At 59.2% G+C, this 23,111-nt stretch carries 20 protein-coding genes; 15 read left to right on the forward strand and 5 right to left on the reverse strand.

Annotated elements, in window-relative coordinates:
• Positions 1 to 148: 148 nt before the first annotated feature.
• The 12 genes from CKW21_RS24445 (at position 149) to CKW21_RS24500 (ending at position 15,762) form a co-directional block, all read left to right on the forward strand.
• A complete protein-coding gene (locus CKW21_RS24445; protein ID WP_095196453.1) occupies positions 149 to 898 on the forward strand; it encodes an electron transfer flavoprotein subunit beta/FixA family protein in 750 nt (249 codons plus the stop codon).
• Positions 899 to 1,828, forward strand: a complete 930-nt coding sequence (locus CKW21_RS24450; protein ID WP_095196454.1) for an electron transfer flavoprotein subunit alpha/FixB family protein — start codon at positions 899 to 901, stop codon at positions 1,826 to 1,828. It begins immediately after the preceding gene.
• Positions 1,829 to 1,907: 79 nt separating this feature from the next.
• On the forward strand, positions 1,908 to 2,732 hold the full coding sequence (locus CKW21_RS24455; RefSeq protein WP_095196455.1) for an ABC transporter substrate-binding protein: 825 nt from the start codon (positions 1,908 to 1,910) through the stop codon (positions 2,730 to 2,732).
• Between the two features lie 9 nt (positions 2,733 to 2,741).
• Positions 2,742 to 3,098, forward strand: a complete 357-nt coding sequence (locus tag CKW21_RS24460) for a DUF4398 domain-containing protein (RefSeq protein WP_095196456.1) — start codon at positions 2,742 to 2,744, stop codon at positions 3,096 to 3,098.
• Complete coding sequence (locus CKW21_RS24465) at positions 3,095 to 3,907, forward strand: OmpA family protein (RefSeq protein WP_095196457.1); 813 nt, start codon at positions 3,095 to 3,097, stop codon at positions 3,905 to 3,907. Before CKW21_RS24460 ends, CKW21_RS24465 begins: the two co-directional genes overlap by 4 nt.
• Before the next feature lie 211 nt (positions 3,908 to 4,118).
• Positions 4,119 to 5,558: a PLP-dependent aminotransferase family protein gene (locus CKW21_RS24470; protein WP_095196458.1), complete on the forward strand. Its 1,440-nt coding sequence runs from the start codon at positions 4,119 to 4,121 to the stop codon at positions 5,556 to 5,558.
• 99 nt (positions 5,559 to 5,657) lie between these two features.
• Positions 5,658 to 6,125, forward strand: coding sequence for a translation initiation factor 2 (locus CKW21_RS24475; RefSeq protein ID WP_095196545.1), 468 nt, complete (start codon positions 5,658 to 5,660; stop codon positions 6,123 to 6,125).
• Between the two features lie 166 nt (positions 6,126 to 6,291).
• Positions 6,292 to 6,546, forward strand: coding sequence for a YkgJ family cysteine cluster protein (locus CKW21_RS24480; protein ID WP_095196459.1), 255 nt, complete (start codon positions 6,292 to 6,294; stop codon positions 6,544 to 6,546).
• 96 nt (positions 6,547 to 6,642) lie between these two features.
• Positions 6,643 to 7,248: an START domain-containing protein gene (locus CKW21_RS24485; RefSeq protein ID WP_095196460.1), complete on the forward strand. Its 606-nt coding sequence runs from the start codon at positions 6,643 to 6,645 to the stop codon at positions 7,246 to 7,248.
• Positions 7,249 to 7,708: 460 nt separating this feature from the next.
• Positions 7,709 to 9,808 (forward strand): LTA synthase family protein, encoded by a 2,100-nt coding sequence (locus CKW21_RS24490; RefSeq protein WP_095196461.1) that lies wholly within the window; start codon positions 7,709 to 7,711, stop codon positions 9,806 to 9,808.
• Between the two features lie 471 nt (positions 9,809 to 10,279).
• A complete protein-coding gene (locus CKW21_RS24495; RefSeq protein WP_095196462.1) occupies positions 10,280 to 14,398 on the forward strand; it encodes a DUF1592 domain-containing protein in 4,119 nt (1,372 codons plus the stop codon).
• Positions 14,399 to 14,400: 2 nt separating this feature from the next.
• Positions 14,401 to 15,762, forward strand: a complete 1,362-nt coding sequence (locus CKW21_RS24500) for a DUF1552 domain-containing protein (protein WP_095196463.1) — start codon at positions 14,401 to 14,403, stop codon at positions 15,760 to 15,762.
• Positions 15,763 to 15,836: 74 nt separating this feature from the next.
• Here the strand turns inward: CKW21_RS24500 and CKW21_RS24505 are convergent, their stop codons facing one another.
• Positions 15,837 to 15,995 carry a DUF3309 family protein gene (locus CKW21_RS24505; protein WP_170948722.1) on the reverse strand — a complete coding sequence of 53 codons (159 nt, stop codon included), beginning with the start codon at positions 15,993 to 15,995 and terminating at the stop codon, positions 15,837 to 15,839.
• 280 nt (positions 15,996 to 16,275) lie between these two features.
• Here CKW21_RS24505 and CKW21_RS24510 point away from each other — a divergent pair, with 280 nt between their 5' ends.
• The 3 genes from CKW21_RS24510 to csrA all read left to right on the forward strand — a co-directional run bounded on the left by CKW21_RS24510 (position 16,276) and on the right by csrA (position 17,833).
• Positions 16,276 to 17,091, forward strand: a complete 816-nt coding sequence (locus CKW21_RS24510) for an SDR family oxidoreductase (RefSeq protein ID WP_095196464.1) — start codon at positions 16,276 to 16,278, stop codon at positions 17,089 to 17,091.
• A gap of 64 nt (positions 17,092 to 17,155) precedes the next feature.
• Entirely contained in the window at positions 17,156 to 17,488 is a 333-nt protein-coding gene (locus CKW21_RS24515; RefSeq protein WP_095196465.1) for a YnfA family protein, read from the forward strand.
• A 153-nt stretch (positions 17,489 to 17,641) separates the two neighbouring features.
• The gene (gene csrA, locus CKW21_RS24520; protein WP_095196466.1) at positions 17,642 to 17,833 is read left to right on the forward strand and encodes a carbon storage regulator CsrA; all 192 of its coding nucleotides are present in this window, start codon (positions 17,642 to 17,644) and stop codon (positions 17,831 to 17,833) included.
• On the opposite strand, the gene CKW21_RS24525 is transcribed toward csrA, so the two are convergent.
• From CKW21_RS24525 to CKW21_RS24540, 4 genes are all read right to left on the reverse strand, one after another.
• The gene (locus CKW21_RS24525) at positions 17,822 to 18,049 is read right to left on the reverse strand and encodes a YheU family protein (RefSeq protein WP_003199186.1); all 228 of its coding nucleotides are present in this window, start codon (positions 18,047 to 18,049) and stop codon (positions 17,822 to 17,824) included. The genes csrA and CKW21_RS24525 overlap by 12 nt on opposite strands.
• 180 nt (positions 18,050 to 18,229) lie before the next feature.
• On the reverse strand, positions 18,230 to 19,420 hold the full coding sequence (locus tag CKW21_RS24530; RefSeq protein ID WP_095196467.1) for an osmoprotectant NAGGN system M42 family peptidase: 1,191 nt from the start codon (positions 19,418 to 19,420) through the stop codon (positions 18,230 to 18,232).
• A gap of 143 nt (positions 19,421 to 19,563) precedes the next feature.
• Entirely contained in the window at positions 19,564 to 21,309 is a 1,746-nt protein-coding gene (ngg, locus tag CKW21_RS24535; protein WP_095196468.1) for an N-acetylglutaminylglutamine synthetase, read from the reverse strand.
• A gap of 3 nt (positions 21,310 to 21,312) precedes the next feature.
• Entirely contained in the window at positions 21,313 to 23,085 is a 1,773-nt protein-coding gene (locus CKW21_RS24540) for an N-acetylglutaminylglutamine amidotransferase (RefSeq protein ID WP_095196469.1), read from the reverse strand.
• Between the last annotated feature and the right edge of the window lie 26 nt (positions 23,086 to 23,111).

The raw sequence follows: 23,111 nt of genomic DNA on the forward strand, positions 1-23,111 counted from the left end.
CACCACTGACGAACGGTCATGAACATCGTGAGCGATGGTCACTTGACACGAATGCCGGCGTTTTTAGAGGTGCCCTTGCGCCCCATGAGCATCAACCGCCAGGTTCGCCTAGGCGACTTTCTTTTCACCGGAGAGTAACGAGGAATCCATGAAGGTTCTTGTAGCTGTCAAACGCGTTGTGGATTACAACGTCAAGGTCCGCGTCAAGGCGGACAATTCCGGCGTCGATCTTGCCAACGTCAAGATGTCGATGAACCCGTTCTGCGAAATCGCAGTGGAAGAAGCCGTACGCCTGAAAGAGAAAGGTGTTGCGACTGAAATCGTCGTCGTCTCCGTCGGCCCGTCCACCGCCCAAGAGCAACTGCGCACCGCGCTGGCTCTGGGTGCCGACCGCGCCATCCTCGTCGAATCCGCCGAAGATCTGACTTCCCTGGCCGTTGCCAAACTGTTGAAAGCTGTTGTCGACAAGGAACAGCCTCAGCTGGTGATCCTTGGCAAGCAAGCCATCGACAGCGACAACAACCAGACTGGCCAGATGCTTGCTGCATTGAGCGGTTACGGTCAGGGCACGTTTGCTTCGAAAGTCGAAATCAGCGGCGACAAGGTTGCCGTGACTCGCGAAATCGACGGCGGCGCACAGACGGTTTCCCTGAAACTGCCGGCCATCGTCACCACCGACCTGCGTTTGAACGAGCCGCGTTATGCGTCCCTGCCAAACATCATGAAAGCCAAGAAGAAGCCTCTCGAAGTGCTGACTCCGGACGCTTTGGGCGTTTCCACCGCCTCCACCAACAAGACCGTGAAAGTCGAAGCGCCTGCTGCACGCAGCGCGGGTATCAAGGTCAAGTCGGTGGCTGAACTGGTCGAGAAACTGAAAAACGAAGCGAAGGTAATCTAAATGACTATCTTGGTTATTGCTGAACACGACAACAAAGTGCTGGCCCCGGCCACGCTGAACACCGTGGCTGCCGCTGCCAAAATCGGCGGCGACATCCACGTTCTGGTTGCAGGCCAGGGCGCTGGCGCCGTGGCTGAAGCCGCTGCGAAAGTCGCTGGCGTGAGCAAGGTCCTGTCCGCTGACAATGCCGCTTACGCGCATCAGCTGCCGGAAAACGTTGCGCCACTGGTTGCCGAGCTGGGCAAGGGCTACAGCCACATCCTGGCTGCCGCCACTTCCAACGGCAAAAACATCCTGCCACGCGTTGCCGCGCAGCTGGACGTTGACCAGATCTCCGAGATCATCTCGGTAGAAAGCGCCGACACCTTCAAGCGTCCGATCTATGCCGGTAACGCCATCGCTACCGTTCAATCGAACGCAGCGGTCAAAGTGATCACCGTGCGTGCCACCGGTTTCGACCCGGTTGCAGCTGAAGGTGGTTCTGCTGCCGTTGAAGCCGTGGCTGCTGCTCACGATGCGGGTACTTCCAGCTTCGTCGGCGAAGAGCTTGCCAAATCTGATCGTCCGGAATTGACCGCTGCCAAGATCGTCGTTTCCGGCGGGCGCGGCATGCAGAACGGCGACAACTTCAAGCACCTGTACGCCCTGGCCGACAAGCTGGGCGCTGCCGTCGGTGCTTCGCGCGCCGCGGTCGACGCAGGTTTCGTACCCAACGACATGCAGGTCGGCCAGACCGGCAAGATCGTTGCGCCACAGCTGTACATCGCCGTCGGTATCTCCGGCGCGATCCAGCACCTGGCCGGCATGAAAGACTCCAAAGTGATCGTAGCGATCAACAAGGACGAAGAAGCGCCGATCTTCCAGGTGGCCGATTACGGCCTGGTGGCGGACCTGTTTGAAGCCATCCCTGAGCTGGAGAAGCTGGTCTAATCCGGCTGCTTCACTTATAAAGAGCCCGACCTTTTGGTCGGGCTTTTTTTGTTCCGGATTTGATTGGGAGATTGTCGCCATGGATCTGCATCGCGTATCTGGCTGGTCAATGCTTGCGGGGTTGGCGTTGCTGCCGGGACTGGCCGTCGCGGCGGGCAAGTGCGAGCGCCTGGTGGTCACCGGCAGCCCGGATGCGCCACCGTACTTGTGGCAAGACCCGCAAAACCCCAAGCAGCTGGTTGGCGCCAGTGCCGATCTGTTGCAGCACGTGGCGGCGGAGTTGGGCATCAAGGTCGAACTGCTTTATGCCGGCAAACGCTCTCAGGCCCTGGACGAAGTACGCAGCGGCCGCATGGACATGCTGGCCGATGCACCGTTGATGGTCAGCGAGCTGCAATCCCTGGACTACATTCATCCGCCGTTGCTGGAGAACGATTACCTGGTCTGGACCCGCAAGGATTCGCCACTGGTCTACAACGACGTGCAGGACCTGCATGGTCATACCGGGGCTTTGTCGGAAAAGTCTCGAATGACCTCGGCATTCGGCACTTTCGCCGAGCAGCAATTGACCCTGTCCCGTACGGCCAACCTGACCCAGGCCTTTCAGAAATTGCTTTTGGGTGAGGTGGAATTTGTCCTCGCCGGACGCTACTCGGGCATGGCAATGGCGCAGACCCTGGGTATGGCCAATGACCTGATCGCGCGCGCGCAACCGGTCGACAAGCCGGGACTGTATCTGGCGGTTTCCCATAACTCAGCCTGCAACGATCCGTGGTTGCGCGGACAGCTGGCCAAAAAGATGACAGAATTGCCCGCGTCCGGACTGACCGAGGCCGTGCTGCAGCGCAATATCGAACGTTGGAATGCGCAGCAGAAACAATCTGTCAGTACCCCAAAACAGTAGGGATTTTTAGTGAGTATTCGACCTCTTTTCGCTGCCCTGGCCGTTCTGGCTCTGGCGGGTTGTGCAGCCGATCCGGCGCCGAATGAACAAATTCGCCTGACCGAGCAGGCACTTGAGCAAGCCAAGGCCGTTGGCGCCACGGCCGATGAAGTACCGGAAATGAAACTGGCCGAAGACAAGTTCAACCGTGCCAAGGGCAGCATGAACGACCAATCCTTCAGGAACGCACGCATGCGGGCCGAGCAGGCCGAGCTGGATGCGCGTCTGGCTGAAGCCCGGGTCCTGACCCTCAAGAGCGAGGCACAATTGGACGTGCTCAACACCCGCATCGCCCGCCTGCGCAAGCAATTGGGAGATGCCCAATGAGCCTCGGGTCGAAAGTTATCGGTGGCTTGATCCTGGCAGGTTGCGTGAGCCTTTACGGCTGCGCGGGTCAGCACAGCGAAGCGGCCTTGCAGCAGGCCGGTGCCGACTTCCAGAAGGTCAAGGAAGATTCCAACGTGTTGCGAATCGCGCCGAAGGATGTGATTCGCGCCGGCGAGTCCCTGGCGCGCGCCGACCGTTTGTCCAGCTATTGGGGCAGTGGGTCCGACGTGGCGCATTACGCTTACCTGAGCCAGCGCTACAGCGAAATTGCTCGGGAGCACACCAATCAGGTGCTCAACGAAGAGCGCGCCGCGAAGCTCGAACTGGAGCGGCAGCGCCTGCAACTGGCCTTGCGTGAGTCCAAGCTGCTCAGCGTGCAGCAACAGGGCAAATGGCTCGAAGAACAGATCGTGGCGTTGGCCACCACCCAGACCGACCGTGGTCTGGTGATGACCCTGGGCGACGTGCTGTTCGACACCGGTGAAGCGGAGCTGAAAAACTCGGCCAACCGCGTGGTGTTGAAGATCGTGCAGTTCCTGCAGCTCAACCCCAAGCGTGTGGTGCGTATCGAAGGTTATGCCGACAGTACTGGCGGCAAACAGGAAAACCTCAAGCTGTCCCGTGACCGTGCGCAATCGGTGGCGGATGTGCTGATGGACCTGGGCATCGACGACAAGCGCATCAAGGTCGAAGGTTACGGCGATGAGTACCCGGTGGATGCCAACGCTTCCGAGCGCGGCCGGGCGCAGAATCGTCGGGTGGAAATTGTGTTCTCGGACGAAAAAGGCCAGCTCGGCGCCGCTCGATAAGGGTTGCGTCACTGGAAAACCCGGCCTGCCAAGTCAGCGCCGGGTTTTTTTACGCCTGCAAATACCCATGCTTTCCGAAAAAAGCAGTACAGATCTTGCTGACACTGCACTGTATGGTGGACTATTGTGGCAACTGTCCCAGTACACTTCTAAACTGTTCCGGTATCGTTTCCGACAAGAATAAAATGCCTGTGAAATCGAGTGCTGCGTCATGACCAATCTCTTGCTGTACCAACGTATTGCTCAGCAACTGGCCGAAGACATCCGCCGAGGTGTCTATCAGCCGGGGGAGCGCGTGCCTTCGGTGCGCAAGATGAGCTCGCAGCTCAATGTCAGCCATGCCACCGTATTACAGGCCTATGCCAACCTTGAAGATCAGGGGTTGATCCGCGCCCGGCCGCAGTCGGGTTACTACGTGCACCAGACGCCGGCCCTGACCGCGCCGACGCCGGACATCGCCCGGGTCGAGCGCCCGGGGCTGGTCACCCGCAGCAGCATCATCCAGCAGGTATTGGTCGAGTCCCGCCGCGAAGGTGTATTCCCGTTGGGGGCCGCAGTGCCGAGCGTCGATTATCTGCCGGTACGGGCCCTGCATCAGCAACTGGCCAAGGTCACCCGTTTCCATAGCCCCCGTGCCTTCAGCTATATGTTCAGCCCCGGTTTCGAGCCTTTGCGCCGACAGGTGGCGATCCGCATGCGCGATGCCGGCGTGGTGGTCGATCCGTCGGAAGTGGTCATAACCCATGGCTGTGTCGACGCCTTACAGATGTCCCTGCGCGTGCTGACCCGACCGGGCGATCTGATCGCTGCCGAATCACCGACCTATTACGGTCTGCTGCAGCTGGCCGATCTGTTGGGGCTCAAGGTCATCGAGATTCCCAGCGATCCGTCCACCGGCATGAGTCTCGAAGCCCTGCAACTGGCGGCCAACCAGTGGTCGATCAAGGCGCTGGTGCTGACCACACGCCTGAGCAATCCATTGGGCGGCACCATGCCGGAAGAGCGGCAGAAACAGCTGCTGCGCCTGGCGTCGGATTTCGATATTCAGGTGGTCGAGGACGACATCTACGGTGAGCTGATGTTCGAGCAGGGGCGCACCAAGGCGCTCAAGGCCTATGACCGGCTGGACCGGGTGATCTATTGCTCGAGTTTTTCCAAAACCCTGTCGCCGGGCGTGCGGATCGGCTGGATGATCGCCGGCAAGTATCAGCAGGAAATCCAGCGCTTGCAGACCTTCAGCACCCATTCGGCCTGCAGCGTCACGCAGATGGGCATTGCTGCGTATCTGGAGAATGGTGGTTACGACCGGCATTTGCGTTACATCCGTCAGGAATACCGCAAGAACCTCAGCGCCTTCCAGTTGGCAGTGCAGCAATATTTTCCCGAAGGCACGCAAATGACCCGGCCGACCGGCGGTTTCATTCTGTGGGTGAGCCTGCCGGGACGGGTCAACACCCAGGAACTGCACGTGCGTGCGTTGCAGCAGGGCATCAGTATCGCGCCGGGGCTGATTTTCAGTAACACCGAGCAGTTCAATCACTGTATTCGACTGAACTGTGGCATCCCCTGGAACCGTGAGGCAGAACGCGCGTTGATGACCTTGGGCATGCTGGCCACCCAACTTTGCCAGGAGACGGCCAGCGGCTTTTGACGGGGCGGGCGGGTACTTGTTGTCGGCGCTTGTCACGGCGCCTGCAACAGGCGAGCATATGTCCCCTCTGTCGTTTGCGCGATGTGCGCCGTTGGGTCCATGAAACTGATTCGTACTGCCGCCTGGTTGTTGATCTGCCTGTTAGTCAGTGCTCAGCCGGTATCCGTTATGGCCGCTTCGGCTCAGGAGAAACCGGCGGCTGGCACGCCTTCGAAAAAAACTACGCCCGCAAAAAAAACTGCACCGGTCAAAAAGAAAGTGGCTGCGGTAAAAAAGCGCCCACCGATTGCCGCCAAGTCTAAGCCGGCCAGTGAGGTGGTGAAGACCCAACTTCCTTCAGCCGACCTGGATCTGAGCCTGCCTGAGGACATGGTCGAGGAATTGAAACCGGTCGGTACCGTGCCATTGCCGAAGCGCGAACCGGTGTTGCCGCAAATGTTCGGTGACAAAAGCAGCCAGTTCCAGCTCAACGGTCGCTTGATCAGCAACGAAATGCAGTTGCAACTGCGCAATGAAGAGCGCCGGGAAGTGGAAGGCGCGGCGCTGGAGTTCGAGTTCAAGCGCTGAATCCAGTCCGTTTGTAACCCGCCGGACAGACGCTTTGTCGGAGACTGGTCAGTCACATACCTCCAACAGGGAAAAACCCACGGTCCGGTAATTTAAAACAACTGTTTTAGCGGTTACTCTGTGCCCCGTCCTTTAACACATTGCCCGTCGCGAGGAGCTCGTCGTCATGAAATGCCGTGAAGGCTGTGGCGCCTGTTGCATTGCCCCATCCATCAGTTCACCCATTCCCGGTATGCCCAATGGCAAAGCCGCCGGGGAACGTTGCCTGCAACTGTCTGCCGATAACCTGTGCAACATTTTCGGCCAACCGGAACGTCCTGCGGTGTGTTCGGCATTCGACGCCGACCCCGAGGTGTGCGGAAGCAGCAGCGAAGAAGCGATCCGGCTGCTTGGCTGGTGGGAGCAAATGACGGCCGCGTGATGTGTGGGTTCGCACCTGCGATCACCTGCAAAAAACCTGGAGGTGATCGCAGGTGCGAGCCGAACGAACGGAACTTCAACAATAAGGAATAAAACTATGGGTTCGCTGCATCGTATGGCTGTTCTGTGTGGGTTGACGGCTGTATTGGCTACCTCGGTCGCCCAGGCTGAAGACTGGAAGGTCGCCAAGAATGAAGACGGCATCAAGGTGTCCCTGAGTGAGGTGGCCGGTTCCGATTACAAGGCTTACCAGGGCGTCACCCTGATGAAAACCACCGTCGCCATACTGCGTGCATTGCAGGATGACGTGTCGGGCGCCTGTGCCTGGATTCATGAATGCAAGACCCAGAAGTTGCTCAAGCACGAAGGTGATCAGAGCTGGACCTATACCCAGTTCAATACCCCATGGCCGGTCACCCCGCGTGATTCGGTGCTGCTTATCACCACCCTCGAAGGCGCCGACGGCAGCCTGACCCGCAAGCTCGAAGGCGTGCCCAAGTATCTGCCTGAAGAAAAAGGTTTCGTGCGGGTTGCCAAGGTCGATGGCTTCTGGAAGTTCGTTCCGAAGGGCGATCAGGTTGAAGTGACCTATCAGGTGCACACCGAGCCGGGTGGCAGCGTGCCGTCGATGGTGGCCAACAAGTTTGTGGTGGATGCGCCGTTCAATACCTTGAAAGCGCTCAAGGCTCGGGCTGAGAAGTAAGTTTTGATTTGATCGGGGACCTCGATCAAAAGCCAAAGCGAGCCGGCCTGATAGCCAACCTCGCTTTGGCAGATGTGCTCATTGCCCTGTGGGAGCGAGCCTGCTCGCGAAGGACGTCAACGATAACGCGCCCTGTCTGAGCGAGCGCGGTGTCCGGGCTTTTTTCGCGAGCAGGCTCGCTCCCACAAGGCAACCGCGGATAGGCACACCATCAAAAGCCCAGGTCGCCACCCAACCACAGCCTTTAATTTGTTTCCGAATATACGTTGCACAAAATTTTCACAAACACTCCAAGACAATTCGCGCGCGCCGACATGCCGGACACTAATCAATGGCAATGCCGCGGTTGATCGTGCACCATTTGCGCACCGCGCAAACCCCGGGGTCGAGTACTGGCCAACAGAGGGCAGGGCGCAGCTGTTTTTTTGAAACTTCAACTTCCAATGGGTCCTAATACGACATGGCAATCCCGGACGCCCTGAGTCAGCAGCGAGCCTCGAGTCGCCTGCTGCAACCGACCGTCAAATCGCATCTGGCCTACACGCTGTTGTGCGCTCTGGTCATGATGGTGATGTTTTCAGCACTGCGCCTCGCGCTGCTGGTCTACAACCGTGAAATGATCCTCGATACTCCAGCCTCGACCTTTATCGAGGCGTTCGCCAACGGCCTGCGTTTCGACCTGCGTCTGGTGGTCTACCTCAGCATTCCGCTGATCCTGGCGCTGTTCAGTGCCCGGGCCATGGCGGCGCGCGGGTTCTTCCGTCTGTGGCTGACGGTGGCCTCCAGCATCGCGCTGTTCCTGGGCCTGATGGAGATGGACTTCTACCGTGAATTCCACCAGCGCCTCAACGGTCTGGTCTTCCAGTATGTGAAGGAAGACCCGAAAACCGTGATGAGCATGCTCTGGTACGGTTTTCCGGTGGTTCGCTACCTGTTGGCCTGGGCCGTAGGCACCTGGATCCTCAGCCTGGCGTTCAAGGGCGCCGACCGCGCCACCCGTCCCCGTGGTCCGTTCAGTGGCGGCAGCATCAGCACACGCCAGGTCGCGCCCTGGTACGCACGTATCACGGTGTTCGTGGTTTGCCTGCTGATCTGCGTGGTCGCGGCCCGTGGCACCTTGCGCCAGGGCCCGCCGATGCGTTGGGGGGACGTCTACACCACCGACTCCAACTTCGCCAACCAACTGGGCCTCAACGGTACGCTGTCCCTTGTGGAGGCGGCGAAGAGCCGGGTCTCCGAAGACCGCGACAACATCTGGAAAGCCAGGTTGCCACAACCGATGGCACAGCAGACCGTGCGCGACATGCTGGTGATGAAGGACGACAAACTGGTGGATGGCGAGACCGCCGCGGTGCGTCGCGACTACCTGCCACCGGCCGACAAGACCTTGCCGATCAAGAACGTTGTCGTGATCCTGATGGAAAGCATGGCCGGTCACTCGGTGGGCGCACTGGGCGCACCGGGCAACATCACGCCCTACCTCGACAAGCTGTCGCAGGAAGGCCTGCTGTTCGACCGCTTCTTCTCCAACGGTACCCACACCCACCAGGGCATGTTCGCCACCATGGCGTGCTTCCCGAACCTGCCGGGTTTCGAATACCTGATGCAGACGCCGGAAGGCAGCCACAAGTTGTCTGGCCTGCCGCAGTTGCTCAGCGCCCGTGACTACGACGATGTATACGTCTACAACGGCGACTTCGCCTGGGATAACCAGTCGGGTTTCTTCAGCAACCAGGGCATGACCAACTTCATCGGGCGTAACGACTTCGTCAATCCGGTGTTCTCCGACCCGACCTGGGGCGTGTCCGACCAGGACATGTTCGACCGTGGCCTGGAAGAACTGAAGGCCCGCGACGGCAAGGACAAAAAACCGTTCTATGCCTTGCTGCAAACCCTGTCCAACCACACCCCATACGCCTTGCCGACACCATTGCCGGTCGAGCGTGTAACCGATCGCGGCAGTCTGAACGAACATTTGACCGCCATGCGCTACGCGGATTGGGCGCTGGGTCAGTTCTTCGAGAAGGCTCGCAAGGAGCCGTACTTCAAGGAAACCCTGTTTGTCGTTGTCGGCGACCACGGTTTCGGCAACGAGCGTCAGATCACCGAAATGGACCTGGGCCGTTTCAATGTGCCGATGCTGATGATCGCACCGGGCATCCAGGAAAAGTTCGGCAAGCTTGACCACACGGTCGGCACGCAAGTCGACATCGTGCCGACCATCATGGGCCGGATCGGTGGGGAAGTGCGCCATCAGTGCTGGGGGCGCGACCTGCTCAACCTGCCTGAGGGCGATACCGGTTTTGGCGTGATCAAGCCATCGGGCAGCGAGCAGACCACGGCCATCGTGACGGTTGACCAGATTCTGGTGCTGCCAAGGGACAAGGACATGGCGCCGAAGATGTATCGCTACGAACTGGGCGCCAAGCCGCACGCCGAAGTCGTACCGGATGCACCGGGCACCGCCGAGATGAAAACCAGACTGGAAGCGTTCCTGCAGACGGCGACCAAAAGCCTGATCGATAATACCGCCGGTGTCATCGATGGCAAGCCGGACTGAGACAGGCCCCTCGGGGGCTGTTACCGATCAGTCAAGCCTCTGCGCCTGACCGTCAAAAGCAGTAAAACTGAATCCGATGCCTGTCCGGGCATCGGATTTTTTTATGCCTTTGAGGGACGTGGTGTTTGGCAAATCAAGGCTTGTACCTGTCAACTTTGACAGTAGACAGCCCTGGGGGATGGGCGTTTTATACAGGTGCTTGCGCCGCCTGAGCCGACGTTTGCAACAGCGACGTTGATAGCGGGCAGTGTGGCAAGGATGAGTGTCGATCTGTTCCTGTCTCTATGGCTTTCGGGCCATGTCTTGGTCATGCAGTGGAACCGCGTTGGAAGACATTCCAATAGAAACATCGGAGTTGGCATTGGCTCTTTCTGGCCGGCCACTTCGGTTCAGGTGGTTCACCGCGGGACGCTGAATCAGCAGATTTGTCCGACGGGTTGAAACACTTGGCTGACGAGTGAGGCTTGCTTCATGACTAAGTCTGTCGGTGTGAATCGTTTGCTGTGGCTCGTGGGGCTGGTGGCGCTCGCCGCTGTGATCGCTCTGGTGATGTTCGCCAGAACTTCAGAGCCAACGCCCTCACCTCAGTCCTGTACCGCGCCCGATTATGAAAAGGGCGCGCTCTATGAGCAGGGGCAACAGGTTCAGCATGCCGGCCAGCAGTTTGAATGCTGGAAAGATGAAGAGGCACCACTTGGCGTCGGCAGTTGGCAGTGGTGCAAGCTGCCGGTCTATGAGCCATTGGTTGCCGGCGGTCCGTGGAAGGATGCATGGAAAGAACTCGGTGAATGCGACGGCTTCGAAGGCAATCGCCTGACCTTGAGTTTTGCCACCCTCAGCGGCAAGGCACGCCTGAAACCGGCGGTGCCCGGTGTTGCGCGTGCCGATCAGATAGTCACCGGTACCTTGCGCTGCAAGGCCGAGGAGATTGCGATCAGCGCGACGGCCAACGAAACGATCCACCTCGATAATCTGAAAGCTTGCGACTACCAACTGGTGATGAACAGCGCTGATGGCTACATCCCGCTGAACACCCCGCGCATTGTCTCGTTCAAGGAGGCGCAGGGAGAAGAGCAAGCGGTGACGGTGAAGTATCGGCCGCCGGTGGACGTGAACAAGCTCAGTGGTTTGCCGGGGGTAAAAATCGAGCTGTTTGCCCAGGGACTTATCCAGCCCCGGCAGATGGCCATGGGCAAGAACGTGTTGTATGTCGGTTCCAGCGCGATCCCATCATACGTCTATGACGGAAAAATCGCCGACATGATCTACGCGTTGCCACTGGATGGAGCGGGCAAGCCGACGGGGATTTACGTGATCGCCAGCGGTCTGGAAGAACCCCATGGCGTGGCGTATCGCGATGGCGATCTGTATTACTCGACCACCGGTGGTTTGTATGTCTTGCGTGACGCGGATGACAATTACAAGGACCCGAAACCCGAGCGGGTTTTCAACTTTCCGGCAGATGACAAGGTGTTTCCCTTGCCCCCCTTGGCGTCGGGTTCGAACACTCGCATCTGGCACCAGAAACACCCCTTGTATTTCAATCCGCTCGATCCGTCGGACAAGGGGCTTTATACGGCGGTCGGTATTCCCTGCAACCTGTGCATGATCCCCGCCGACAAGCGTTACGGGACGATCTTGCGTTACTCCCTGGAAACCGGCGAGTCCGAGATTCTGGCCAAGGGCGTACGCAATTCAGTGGGTTTCGACTGGAATCCCAGCGACGGCAAAATATGGTTCAGCGACAACAATCGCCAGGGCTTCCCCAATCCTGATGAAGTCAACGTAATCAGTGGTCGCGGGGTGCATTTCGGTGTGCCTTACCTGTTTGGCAAGAGCATCCCTGGTTTCACCCCTGAGGAATACCAGAATCCGGGTGTGATCCAGCCACCGCTGGTGCCTGGCGCCATTGTTTCTGACAAGCCGCTTGATCAAATCAATCCGGTTGATTATGTAGCAGCCGCTTTTGAATCGGGGACCAACACTGCACCGCTCGGTGTCAAGTTCTGGAGCGGTTATCCGACCACCCCCGGTACCCAGCGTTTGCTGGTCGCGATGCACGGTGCGGGCTCCACCGTCCGCCCGGGCATGGATATCCAGATGCTGACCATTCAGGGTTCACGAGTGGTCAACCAGATCCCGCTGATCAATGACTTTGTGCAGGATCCGAATAATTTTGATGTCTATTGCCTGGACAACTCGTGCATAGGCCGCCCCGTCGAGTTTCTTCAATTGGCCGATGGCAATCTGCTGATCAGTGACGACGTCGCAGGGGCAATTTATCGCGTGCGGTATGACGCGACGGGGCTGCCGCCGACTCAATTGACGATACGCCCGATGCTTCCACCACCCGGCCTGGAAAACAAGATGATCAGCGGTTACCTGATTGCCCCCGATGGCAATAGCCGGCTTGTGCAGGTTTCATGGTTCCCGGGAGACACTGCGGCGGCGCTGGTTCTCAATGGGCTTGCGTACGGCGATTATAAGTTGCGACTCAATGATGTGGAAAACTACATTCCCGTGGTGCGCAACACCTCCGTCACGCTATCGGAAACCAGTCAGAAACAGACCATCAACCTGAGTTACCGCGAGCGGCCGGTCAAACTTGAGGTCGAGGTGACGATCAAGGCCCCCCCAAAACCTGCTTCGGTCTCCGATCCTCAATGGCGCATCAGCCTGGTCAACGCGGCGAAGAGTAACGCTGAACCAAAGGTCATATCCGTTCCGTGGGGCGGCAGTACCCTGCAGAAATTTGACTATGGCAACTACACGGTCATCTACCCGTTTTACTCAAAAGAGAAACCTGTACCGGAGCTGGAGCGGGTGGTGATTGATGAGTCCAGCGAGGACCGGCAGCTTCCAGCCATGGCCTACCAACATGTCGAGAACCTCGGCGAGTCGGTCCTGGCGGGCGCCTGTACAAAATGTCACTCGGTCGAGTATTTCGACAGTGCGAGCAAGGCCTTGCTCTGGAGCGTGGCGGGGCGGGACGCGCTGGTCAGTCACATCCAGACCATGCCGGTATCAGGGCATTGCGATTTAACCTGTGCGACCCAGATCAGCGATCATTTGTTCGACAAGGTCTGGAAACCTTACCTGGATCAGGGCGAGTCCTATGGCGCACGGCAATTGCGATTGCTGACGCCGAGTGAATACACCGCCAGCGTCAGAGACATCCTGGGTGTGGACATCAATCCCGATAAGCTGCCGGCCGACAAATCCGAAAAAGACTTCAAATACCCGGGTGAAGCGGATTTGGGCGTTCTACAGGCAGAGGACGTCAAAGCATTGTACGACGTGGCCTTGTCGGTGGCCGAAGAGGTTCCACCAGCACGGTTTAAGGCACTGGCCATCTCCCGGGCCGGGACCGATCTGGTGACCTCCCTGGGCTATCAGCTGTTCCGTCGACCCGTGACTGACGCGGAGCGTTTGCGTTACCAGACACTGCTCGACGAGGAGGGGGCGCCCGCCCTGATTACTGCGTTCTTGATGTCGCCGCATTTTCTCTATCGCTCGGAGCTGGGGAACCCGACAGCATTGGCAAGTAACGTTTACGAGTTAACGCCGTTCGAGCGAGCGACCGCGCTCGCTTACGGTCTCCAGGGTACGACGCCGGATGCTGAACTGATGGCCAAGGCGCAACGCAACGAATTGCAGACCTCGCAACAGATCTCCGCGGAGATTGAGCGAATGATGCAAACGGACCGCGGCATCGAGCAGTTCAATCGCTTTATCAGTTATTACGTCAAAACCATTCGCGGTGTTCAGGAAAAACCGGGACTCACCAAGCCAATGATTGAGCTCATGGCGCGGGAGCAGTATCTGCTGAGTAAAGACATGATGCTGGGTTCAGGCACCCTGAGTAAGTTGTTCAATCCCGGTTACACCTATTTGAATCAAACGCTGGCTGCGCACTATGGCATCAGCGGTGTGACGGGCAGCACGATGCAAAAGGTCGCGGTGGACGAAAAACGCGGAGGGCTGTTGCACCTGGGGCAGACTCAGGCGGCCACGTCGGACTTCGAGGCCACCTCACTGGTCAAGCGCGGGATCATGATTCGCGAGCAGATGTTCTGCCGTGAGTTCGGCGCCCCGGTGGAGCCCGGTCCTGAAACTCCTCCTTATCCGGCTCGGCCCTATACCACCCGTGAGCGCTGGGATTTGATCAACGGTGAGCAAGCGTCGGGCGGGCGCTGCTGGCAATGTCACCAATTCATGAATGACACCGGCGCCTCGATGGAACACTACGACGCGGCCGGTCGTTATCGTACCCAGGAAAAAGCCTACAACTATGAGCAATATCCACAGATGTTGCCGATCAAGGCCTCCGGTCCCTTCTTGAGTTCGACGGGCACCGAGCACATCAATGACGTTCGCGGTATCGCCAACATTATTCCACGGCATCCCGCATCCCAGTTCTGCATGGCCGAGAGTTATTTCCGGTTCGTGTTCGGCAACAAATCGGATGCATCGACCTCGGGTACCGTGAAGACGATTGCCGATGGCTTGAAAACCTCAGGCTCACTGACAGAGATGCTGCGAACCCTGGGGACTTCCAACGCGTTCATTTACAAGACCGAGAGGCATTGATCATGGACATTTTGAAAAGTCGTCGGCGTTTTCTCGCGGGCCTGGCTGCAGCAGGTGTCTACGGTCCCTTGACCCAATTCGGGTTGGCGCGCATGGCGTTGGCGGGGCAAGCCCAGCAACCCAAGTTGAAGATCCTGACTGTGGTGGTACCCGACGGGTTGGCAACGGACTCCTATCAAGGCGGTCCATTTGGCGATGGACGCGGATTGTGGCATCCCGAGCCTCAGGGGATGGATACCACGGCTTTTACCTTGAAGGACGTCAGTAAAGAGCTGGAGGCTTATCGCAGCCAATCGTTGTACCTGCGCGGGATTATTCTGGGTCCGGGGAACGAGGGTCATGCCGGCTGGAACTGGGTTTTGCGTGATAACGCACAGAGTCAATCATCGATCGATGTTTTGCTGGGGCAGGTGCTACCGGGCAATGAGCCGTCGCATCGCAGTCTGTTTTCCGGCCCCCACGCGGCGACCGATGGTACGCGTTGGTTAGTGTCGTGGCAGGGGAATGCGATGCGCTCACCCTACAACGATCCTAAGCTGATGGCTGAATCGTTGTTCAAGTCCCCCACTCAAACTCGTCGCGCACTGGAACCTGGGGGCGGAAAGTTGCTGGAGGCCTCCCTGGCGGATATCCAGGAAATCAGAAGCAAACTCTCTCCCGGACAGCGGCAAAAACTTGATACCCATCTGGACTCGGTGGAGCAGGTCATCAAGGACCTTGAAGATGCACGGCCACCCGTGGGGTGCGAGCCTGTGTACCCCGAGCAGCTGGATTTTCGCTCGGCATTGCACCGCACCCGCACTCAGGCCGAGCATAATAAAGTGGTGGCCACCGCCTTGAGTTGCGGGATTACCCGCGTCGTCACGATGCAGATCGGGCGCTCGGCGGAGTCGCTCAATATCCTTGATGTCAGTCCTACCAATAACCCCCACGATTGTGCTCACCGTCGGGCGGGTGAAACACTCTGGAGGGAAACACGGCAATGGTACGTCAAGCAGGTCAAACTGTTGATGGATGAGCTGGCCAGACATGAGGACCCGGACATGCCCGGCCACAGCCTGCTCGAATGTATCCTCGTCATCCTCACCAGCGAATTGGCTGACGGAGATCCCGAGCACACGATCGATATGCCGCTGGTCATGATGGGGGGCGCATGCGGACTATTGAAAAGCGGGGACGGTGCAGGACGGTATCTCAATATCACGTCACAGGCCGATCAAACGCACCACACAGGGAACCCGGTCATCGGCAGGAAATTCGTCGACATGCAGCGGATCTGGGCAACCGTTGCCAAGGCCGCCGGTACCACCGTGCCGTATGGCGGCAATATCGACCCGGTCAGCGGGATATTCACTAACGTCTGAATTAAAACAACGATGCCAGTCAGGTTGACTGACTGGCATCGTTTTTTTTGGGTTTTTGTTTGTTTTTCAGACGTTCATATCTTGCCGAGTAACAACAGGATCAGTATCACCACCAACACTACGCCGATGATACCGGACGGGCCATAACCCCAACTTCTGGAGTGCGGGAAGACCGGCAGACCACCGATCAGTAACAGGATCAGAATGATGAGTAGAATTGTGCCCATGTCTATTTCCTTGCTGTAAGAATTCAGGAATGACCTAGTCGTTAGTGGTCAGCGGGAATGCGATTAATTCGAGCTGCTTAAAAAATCCGACTGTTGGGCATCGAAGAAAATTCCAAGTTTTTTTAATGTTTTTCGAACAAGGGATTATTTCCTTTCCAGTGACATTAGTTGTCGGCGACGCTTCCCGGGTTTGCTCGGGCCATTCAGCAATCTGATGGAGCGTGGGTCGGACATTATCCTTCGCTACACTCGACGCATCTTCCCCGGAACAACAAGGCTGTTTGCTATGCAAAGTCGCATGATGATCACTGGTGCGGGCTCTGGCCTGGGTCGCGAAATCGCGCTGCGCTGGGCGCGTGAAGGCTGGCAATTGGCCTTGTCCGACGTCAGCGAACCTGGTTTGCAGGAAACTTTGAAGTTGGTACGTGAAGCCGGCGGCGACGGTTTTATCCAGCGTTGCGACGTGCGCGATTACAGTCAGCTGACAGCCTTTGCCCAGGCCTGCGAAGTGAAACTCGGCGGCATCGATGTGATCGTCAACAATGCGGGCGTGGCATCGGGCGGGTTCTTCAGCGAACTGTCCCTGGAAGACTGGGACTGGCAGATCGCGATCAACCTGATGGGTGTCGTCAAAGGCTGCAAGGCCTTCCTGCCACTGCTGGAAAAAAGCAAAGGCAAGATCATCAACATCGCGTCGATGGCGGCCTTGATGCAAGGCCCGGCCATGAGCAACTACAACGTGGCCAAGGCCGGCGTGGTGGCGTTGTCCGAAAGCCTGCTGATCGAACTGGCGCATCAGGAAGTCGGTGTGCATGTGGTCTGCCCGTCGTTCTTCCAGACCAACCTGCTGGACTCATTCCGCGGCCCGACCCCGGCCATGAAAGCCCAGGTCGGCAAGTTGCTGGAAAGTTCGCCCATCAGCGCTGCCGACATTGCCGACTATATCTACCGACAGGTCGCTGCCGGCGAGTTCATGATCCTGCCTCATGAGCAGGGCCGTATGGCTTGGGCACTCAAACAGAAAAACCCGCAGCTGCTGTACAACGAAATGACCGTGATGGCCGACAAGATGCGCGCCAAGGCCAAACAAACCGCCGGCTGATCTTGCCCGCAAGCGACAGCGTCGTTAGGGTGGCCGCCATCGGTCATCCTTGCGAGACGTGCGCATGCTCAATTACCTGTGGTTTTTTCTGGCGGCGCTGTTCGAGATCGCCGGTTGTTTCGCCTTCTGGATGTGGCTGCGTCAGGGCAAGAGTGTCTGGTGGGTGGTCCCGGCATTGCTCAGCCTGACCTTGTTCGCGCTGTTGCTGACCCGCATTGAAGCGGCCTACGCCGGTCGCGCCTATGCCGCTTACGGCGGTATCTACATCATTGCCTCGATTGGATGGCTGGCGGTGGTCGAGCGGATTCGTCCGTTGGGCTCGGACTGGATCGGCGTGGCGCTGTGCGTGATCGGGGCGAGTGTCATCCTGTTCGGTCCGCGCTTTTCCGCCTCCTGACGGATTGCGCCTTCATTCAAACGCCCCGTCGGACGTTTCCGTCAGGGGAGTTTGCCGTTGGCTGTCAGTTCGGTCTGGATTACCGCCGTTGCCTTGAAGGCTCGCCCTGAGCCGGGCATCTTCAAGGTCCGGTAACCTTGAAGGAGGAAGGCCATGCTTGTACTCAGTCGCGTTGTGGGCGAATTGATTTCCATCGGTGACACCATTTCCATACGCGTCCTTGCCGTCAACGGAAACAATGTGCGTTTTGGCGTCGAGGCTCCCCGGCACATCAACGTGCACCGTTGCGAGATCTACGAGCGGATCCGGCTCAAACTGCCTCGCAAGAAAAAATCAGTCGAATAGATGTTTGGGCACATCGTGCTTGAGCATCAATTGGCATTGCTCGCTTTCCGGGTCGAAGACGATCAGTGCCTGGCCTTTGGTCAGCGCCTGGCGCACGCGAAGGACGCGGGTTTCCAGTGGCGTGTCATCGCCGTTGTCGGTGCCGTCACGGGTGACGAAATCTTCGATCAGGCGGGTCAGGGTGTCGACTTCAAGTTGGTCGTGGGGAATCAGCATGGGGCACCTCGGCTAAGCAATGGCGCGATGCTACGGCGAATGGGAGGTCGCCGCTAGCCTACGGGTTTGCATTGTTTGATCCGGCCCCTTCGCGAGCAGGCTCGCTCCCACAAGGTACGCGGTTCACTGTGGGAGCGAGCCTGCTCGCGAAGGGGCCGGACCAGACAATACATATATTGGTCAGTTATCGGCCCGCTGCCCCACCAGACTATCCACAGACGGCACCCGCGTATCACTCTCCATCTGAGTATCGTGTTCAATCTGGTGACTGAACCGGTCCAGCGACCCCGTGGCCGGTTGCGCGTCGCTGGCGAATACGGGCGGGCTCAGGATGTAAGCACCGAGCAGGCGGCTGAGGGCGGCGAGGCTGTCGATGTGGGTGCGTTCGTAGCCGTGGGTCGCATCGCAGCCGAAGGCGAGCAGGGCGGTGCGGATGTCATGGCCGGCGGTGACCGCCGAGTGGGCATCGCTGAAATAGTAGCGGAACAGGTCGCGGCGCACCGGCAACTCGTTGTCGCTGGCCAGGCGCAGCAGATGCCGCGACAAGTGATAGTCATACGGCCCGCCGGAGTCCTGCATCGCAATGCTCACGGCATGTTCGCTCGAATGCTGGCCGGGCGCGACCGGCGCAATGTCGATGCCGACGAATTCGCTGACGTCCCATGGCAGCGCGGCCGCTGCGCCACTCCCGGTTTCCTCGGTGATGGTGAACAGCGGGTGACAGTCGATCAGCAATTGTTCACCGCTGTCGACGATGGCTTTCAATGCTGCCAGCAACGCCGCGACACCCGCCTTGTCGTCCAGGTGACGGGCGCTGATGTGGCCACTTTCGGTGAACTCCGGCAAGGGGTCGAAAGCGACGAAGTCGCCAACGCTGATCCCCAGTGAATCGCAATCGGCACGTGTCGCGCAGTAGGCGTCCAGGCGCAACTCGACATGATCCCAACTGATCGGCATTTCATCCACGGCGGTGTTGAAGGCGTGCCCGGACGCCATCAGCGGCAACACGCTGCCACGGATCACACCGTTGTCGGTGAACAGGCTCACCCGGCTGCCTTCGGCAAAACGACTGGACCAGCAACCCACCGGTGCGAGGGTCAGACGGCCGTTGTCCTTTACCGCACGCACGGCCGCGCCGATGGTGTCCAGGTGAGCCGACACGGCGCGGTCGGGGCTGTTCTTTTTGCCCTTGAGGGTGGCACGGATGGTACCGCGACGGGTCATCTCGAACGGAATGCCCAACTCTTCAAGTCGCTCGGCGACATAGCGCACGATGGTGTCGGTGAAACCGGTGGGGCTGGGAATGGCGAGCATCTCCAGCAGGACTTTTTGCAGGTAGGTCAGGTCCGGTTCGGGATATTTAATGGTCATGGAAACTCCTGATGGGTTGAGGGCATCGATGGTTTCGATGAGGAGGAAATTCGTTGCCTGCCAGACCGCTCCCACAGGAGAACGCGATTAACTGTGGGAGCGAGCCTGCTCGCGAAGGCAATGGCACGGGCAACACATCAATGTCAGGAAACCGGCTGACTGTGCGGAAACAACAAATCCACAAACCGCTCAGCCGTCGGCTGCGGTTCATGATTGGCCAGCCCGGCGCGTTCGTTGGCTTCGATAAACACGTACTCCGGTTGATCGGCGGCGCACACCATGAGGTCGAGGCCGACCATGGGAATGTCCAATGCCCGCGCGGCTCGCACCGCGGCATCCACCAGGGTCGGGTGCAGGATCGCCGTGACGTCCTCGAGAATCCCGCCGGTGTGCAAATTCGCCGTGCGCCGCACGAACAGATGCTCGCCAGCCGGCAGAATGCTGCCGTAGTCGTAGCCGGCGGCCTTCAAGGTGCGCTCGGTTTCCGGGTCCAGCGGAATCTTGCTTTCACCGCCCGTGGCCGCCTGTCGCCGTCGACTCTGGGCTTCGATCAGGGCGCCAATGGAATGCTGACCGTCACCCACCACTTCGGCCGGGCGGCGAATCGCGGCGGCGACCACTTCGAAGCCGATCACCAGAATCCGCAGGTCGAGGCCTTCGTGGAAGCTTTCCAACAGCACGCGACTGTCGAATCGGCGGGCAGCTTCGATGGCTTGCTGGACGTCTTCGATGGTTTGCAAATCCACGGCCACGCCTTGCCCCTGTTCACCGTCCAGCGGCTTGACCACTACTCTGTGGTACTCGTCGAGAAACGCCAGGTTGTCATCGGCGTTGCCCGCCAGTTGCTGCGCGGGCAGGTTCAAGCCAGCTGCCTTGAGTACTTTGTGGGTCAGGCTCTTGTCCTGGCACAGCGTCATGCTGATGGCACTGGTCAGGTCGCTGAGGGACTCGCGGCAACGCACCCGGCGTCCGCCATGGCTGAGGGTGAACATCCCGGCATCGGCGTCATCCACTTGCACGTCGATACCGCGTCGGTGCGCTTCCTCGACGATGATCCGCGCATAAGGATTGAACTCGGCTTCGGGACCGGGGCCGAGAAACAGCGGCTGATTGATGCCGTTCTTGCGCTTGATGGCGAAAGTCGAGAGGTTGCGAAAACCGAGCTTGGCGTAAAGGCTTTTCGCCTGGCGGTTGTCATGCAGCACCGACAGATCGAGATAACTCAGCCCGCGACTCATGAAGTGCTCGATCAAGTGTCGCACCAGCACCTCACCGACACCCGGCCGCGAACAGTGCGGATCGACCGCCAGGCACCACAGGCTGCTGCCGTTTTCCGGGTCGTTGAACGCCTTGTGATGATTGAGGCCCATGACACTGCCGATCACCGCGCCGCTGTCCTCGTCTTCGGCCAGCCAGTACACCGGGCCACCCAAATGGCGCGGGGTCAGCAAGGTGGCATCGATCGGTAGCATGTCGCGTGCGTGATAAAGCTGGTTGATTGAGTTCCAGTCGGCGTCGCTTTGCGCGCGACGGATACGAAAGCCGCGAAACACCCGGGTGGCCTGACGGTAGTCGCTGAACCACAGGCGCAAGGTGTCGGACGGGTCGAGGAACAACTGCGTCGGCTCCAGCCCCAGCACTTGTTGGGGCGCGGCGACATAGAGCGCGATGTCGCGTTCACCGGGCTGCTCGTTGAGCAACTCGTGGGCCAGGCTGGATGCATCGGCAAAGGTATGGCCGATCAGCAACCGGCCCCAGCCGCAATGCACCGCGATCGGTGCCGCGCCCAGTGTGCTGCCGTCTTCGGCCAGGCGCGCCTGCAGGCGCTCGTAAGAGGGCGCCTGACCGCGCAACAACCGCTGGCTGATGGCCGTAGCGTGAGGTTTCATCGATCAGATTCCTTGTTCGCTGAGCCACAGGTTCAGCGCCGCCAGTTGCCACAGCTTGGAGCCGCGCAATGGGGTCAACTGGCCTTGCGGGTCGGTTAACAGGCGGTCGAGCATGGCCGGGTTGAACAGGCCGCGATCCTGGCTCGGATCGAGCAGCAAGTCGCGCACCCAGTTCAACGTGTCGCCCTGCAAATGCTTGAGGCCCGGCACCGGGAAGTAGCCTTTCTTGCGGTCGATCACCTCGCTCGGGATCACCAGCCGCGCCGCTTCCTTGAGTACCTGTTTGCCGCCATCGGGTAGCTTGAACTTGCCCGGCACCCGGGCTGACAACTCCACCAGGCGATAGTCCAGAAACGGCGTGCGCGCCTCCAGGCTCCAGGCCATGGTCATGTTGTCGACACGTTTGACCGGGTCGTCCACCAGCATCACTGTGCTGTCCAGGCGCAGGGCTTTGTCCACGGCGGCATCGGCACCCGGTTGTGCGAAATGTTCTTTGACGAAGTCACCGGCGGCGTCATTCGCGGTGAGCCATTTCGGTTGTACGGTGGCTGCGTAATCGTCGTAGCTGCGGTCGAAAAACGCCTCGCGATAAGCCGCGTACGGATCGTCGGCACCATCGACCTGTGGATACCAGTGGTAGCCGGCGAACAGTTCGTCGGCGCCCTGGCCGCTCTGCACCACTTTGCAGTGCTTGGCCACTTCCCGCGACAGCAGGTAAAAGGCGATGCAGTCGTGGCTGACCATGGGTTCACTCATGGCGCGGAACGCCGCGGGCAGTTGTTCGATGATCTCTTTTTCATCGATGCGTAATTGATGGTGTTGCGTGCCGTAATGGTTGGCGATCAGGTCCGAATACTGGAACTCGTCGCCGCGCTCGCCGCCGGCATCCTGGAAACCGATGGAAAAGGTCGACAGGTTTTCCACGCCGACTTCACGCAACAGGCCGACGAGCATGCTCGAGTCGACACCGCCGGACAGCAGCACACCGACATCCACCGCCGCCCGCTGACGGATCGCCACGGCGTCGCGGGTACTGTCGAGCACCCGGTCGCGCCAGTCTTCGAGGGTCAGATTCAGTTCATCGGCGCGGGGGCCGTAAGGCAGGGTCCACCAGGTTTTCTGCTCGGTGGTGCCATCGGCGTCAATACGCATCCAGGTGGCAGGCGGCAGTTTTTCAATGCCGGCCAGCAAGGTGCGAGGGGCGGGGACCACGGCGTGGAAGTTCAGGTAGTGATTGAGCGCAACCGGATCGAGGATCGGGTTGATGTCACCGCCCTTGAGCAACGCTGGCAGGGACGAGGCGAAGCGCAGGCGCTGGCCGGTGCGCGACAGGTACAGCGGCTTGACGCCCAGGCGGTCGCGGGCGATGAACAGGCGTTTGGCATCGCGGTCCCAAATGGCGAACGCGAACATACCATTGAGTTTCGGCAGCAGCGCTTCACCCCAGGCGTGAAAACCCTTGAGCAACACTTCGGTGTCGCCACCGGAATAGAAGGCATACCCCAGGCTTTCCAGCTCGGCACGCAGTTCCGGGAAGTTATAGATCGCGCCGTTGAAGGCCAGGAACAGGCCCAGTTGATGGTCGATCATCGGCTGTGCCGAGCGGTTCGACAGGTCCATGATTTTCAGGCGTCGATGGCCCAGGGCAATCGGCCCCTGGCTGTGAAAGCCCCAGGCGTCGGGGCCACGTGGTGCCAGGTGATGGGTGATGCGTTCTATGGCTGCAAGGTCTGCAGGTTGATTGTCAAAACGTAACTCGCCAGCTAATCCGCACATAAATTCCTTACCGGTTTTTCCGTTGG

The organism is Pseudomonas sp. Irchel 3A7, assembly GCF_900187565.1.
In the GTDB taxonomy this organism is placed as follows: Bacteria; Pseudomonadota; Gammaproteobacteria; order Pseudomonadales; family Pseudomonadaceae; genus Aquipseudomonas.

Coding starts and splice junctions, on each gene's coding strand:
- CKW21_RS24445 (WP_095196453.1), top strand. CDS start 149: ATGAAGGTTCTTGTAGCTGTCAAACGCGTTGTGGATTACAACGTCAAG.
- CKW21_RS24450 (WP_095196454.1), top strand. CDS start 899: ATGACTATCTTGGTTATTGCTGAACACGACAACAAAGTGCTGGCCCCG.
- CKW21_RS24455 (WP_095196455.1), top strand. CDS start 1,908: ATGGATCTGCATCGCGTATCTGGCTGGTCAATGCTTGCGGGGTTGGCG.
- CKW21_RS24465 (WP_095196457.1), top strand. CDS start 3,095: ATGAGCCTCGGGTCGAAAGTTATCGGTGGCTTGATCCTGGCAGGTTGC.
- CKW21_RS24470 (WP_095196458.1), top strand. CDS start 4,119: ATGACCAATCTCTTGCTGTACCAACGTATTGCTCAGCAACTGGCCGAA.
- CKW21_RS24475 (WP_095196545.1), top strand. CDS start 5,658: ATGAAACTGATTCGTACTGCCGCCTGGTTGTTGATCTGCCTGTTAGTC.
- CKW21_RS24480 (WP_095196459.1), top strand. CDS start 6,292: ATGAAATGCCGTGAAGGCTGTGGCGCCTGTTGCATTGCCCCATCCATC.
- CKW21_RS24485 (WP_095196460.1), top strand. CDS start 6,643: ATGGGTTCGCTGCATCGTATGGCTGTTCTGTGTGGGTTGACGGCTGTA.
- CKW21_RS24490 (WP_095196461.1), top strand. CDS start 7,709: ATGGCAATCCCGGACGCCCTGAGTCAGCAGCGAGCCTCGAGTCGCCTG.
- CKW21_RS24495 (WP_095196462.1), top strand. CDS start 10,280: ATGACTAAGTCTGTCGGTGTGAATCGTTTGCTGTGGCTCGTGGGGCTG.
- CKW21_RS24500 (WP_095196463.1), top strand. CDS start 14,401: ATGGACATTTTGAAAAGTCGTCGGCGTTTTCTCGCGGGCCTGGCTGCA.
- CKW21_RS24510 (WP_095196464.1), top strand. CDS start 16,276: ATGCAAAGTCGCATGATGATCACTGGTGCGGGCTCTGGCCTGGGTCGC.
- CKW21_RS24515 (WP_095196465.1), top strand. CDS start 17,156: ATGCTCAATTACCTGTGGTTTTTTCTGGCGGCGCTGTTCGAGATCGCC.
- csrA (WP_095196466.1), top strand. CDS start 17,642: ATGCTTGTACTCAGTCGCGTTGTGGGCGAATTGATTTCCATCGGTGAC.
- CKW21_RS24525 (WP_003199186.1), bottom strand. CDS start 18,049: ATGCTGATTCCCCACGACCAACTTGAAGTCGACACCCTGACCCGCCTG.
- CKW21_RS24530 (WP_095196467.1), bottom strand. CDS start 19,420: ATGACCATTAAATATCCCGAACCGGACCTGACCTACCTGCAAAAAGTC.
- ngg (WP_095196468.1), bottom strand. CDS start 21,309: ATGAAACCTCACGCTACGGCCATCAGCCAGCGGTTGTTGCGCGGTCAG.
- CKW21_RS24540 (WP_095196469.1), bottom strand. CDS start 23,085: ATGTGCGGATTAGCTGGCGAGTTACGTTTTGACAATCAACCTGCAGAC.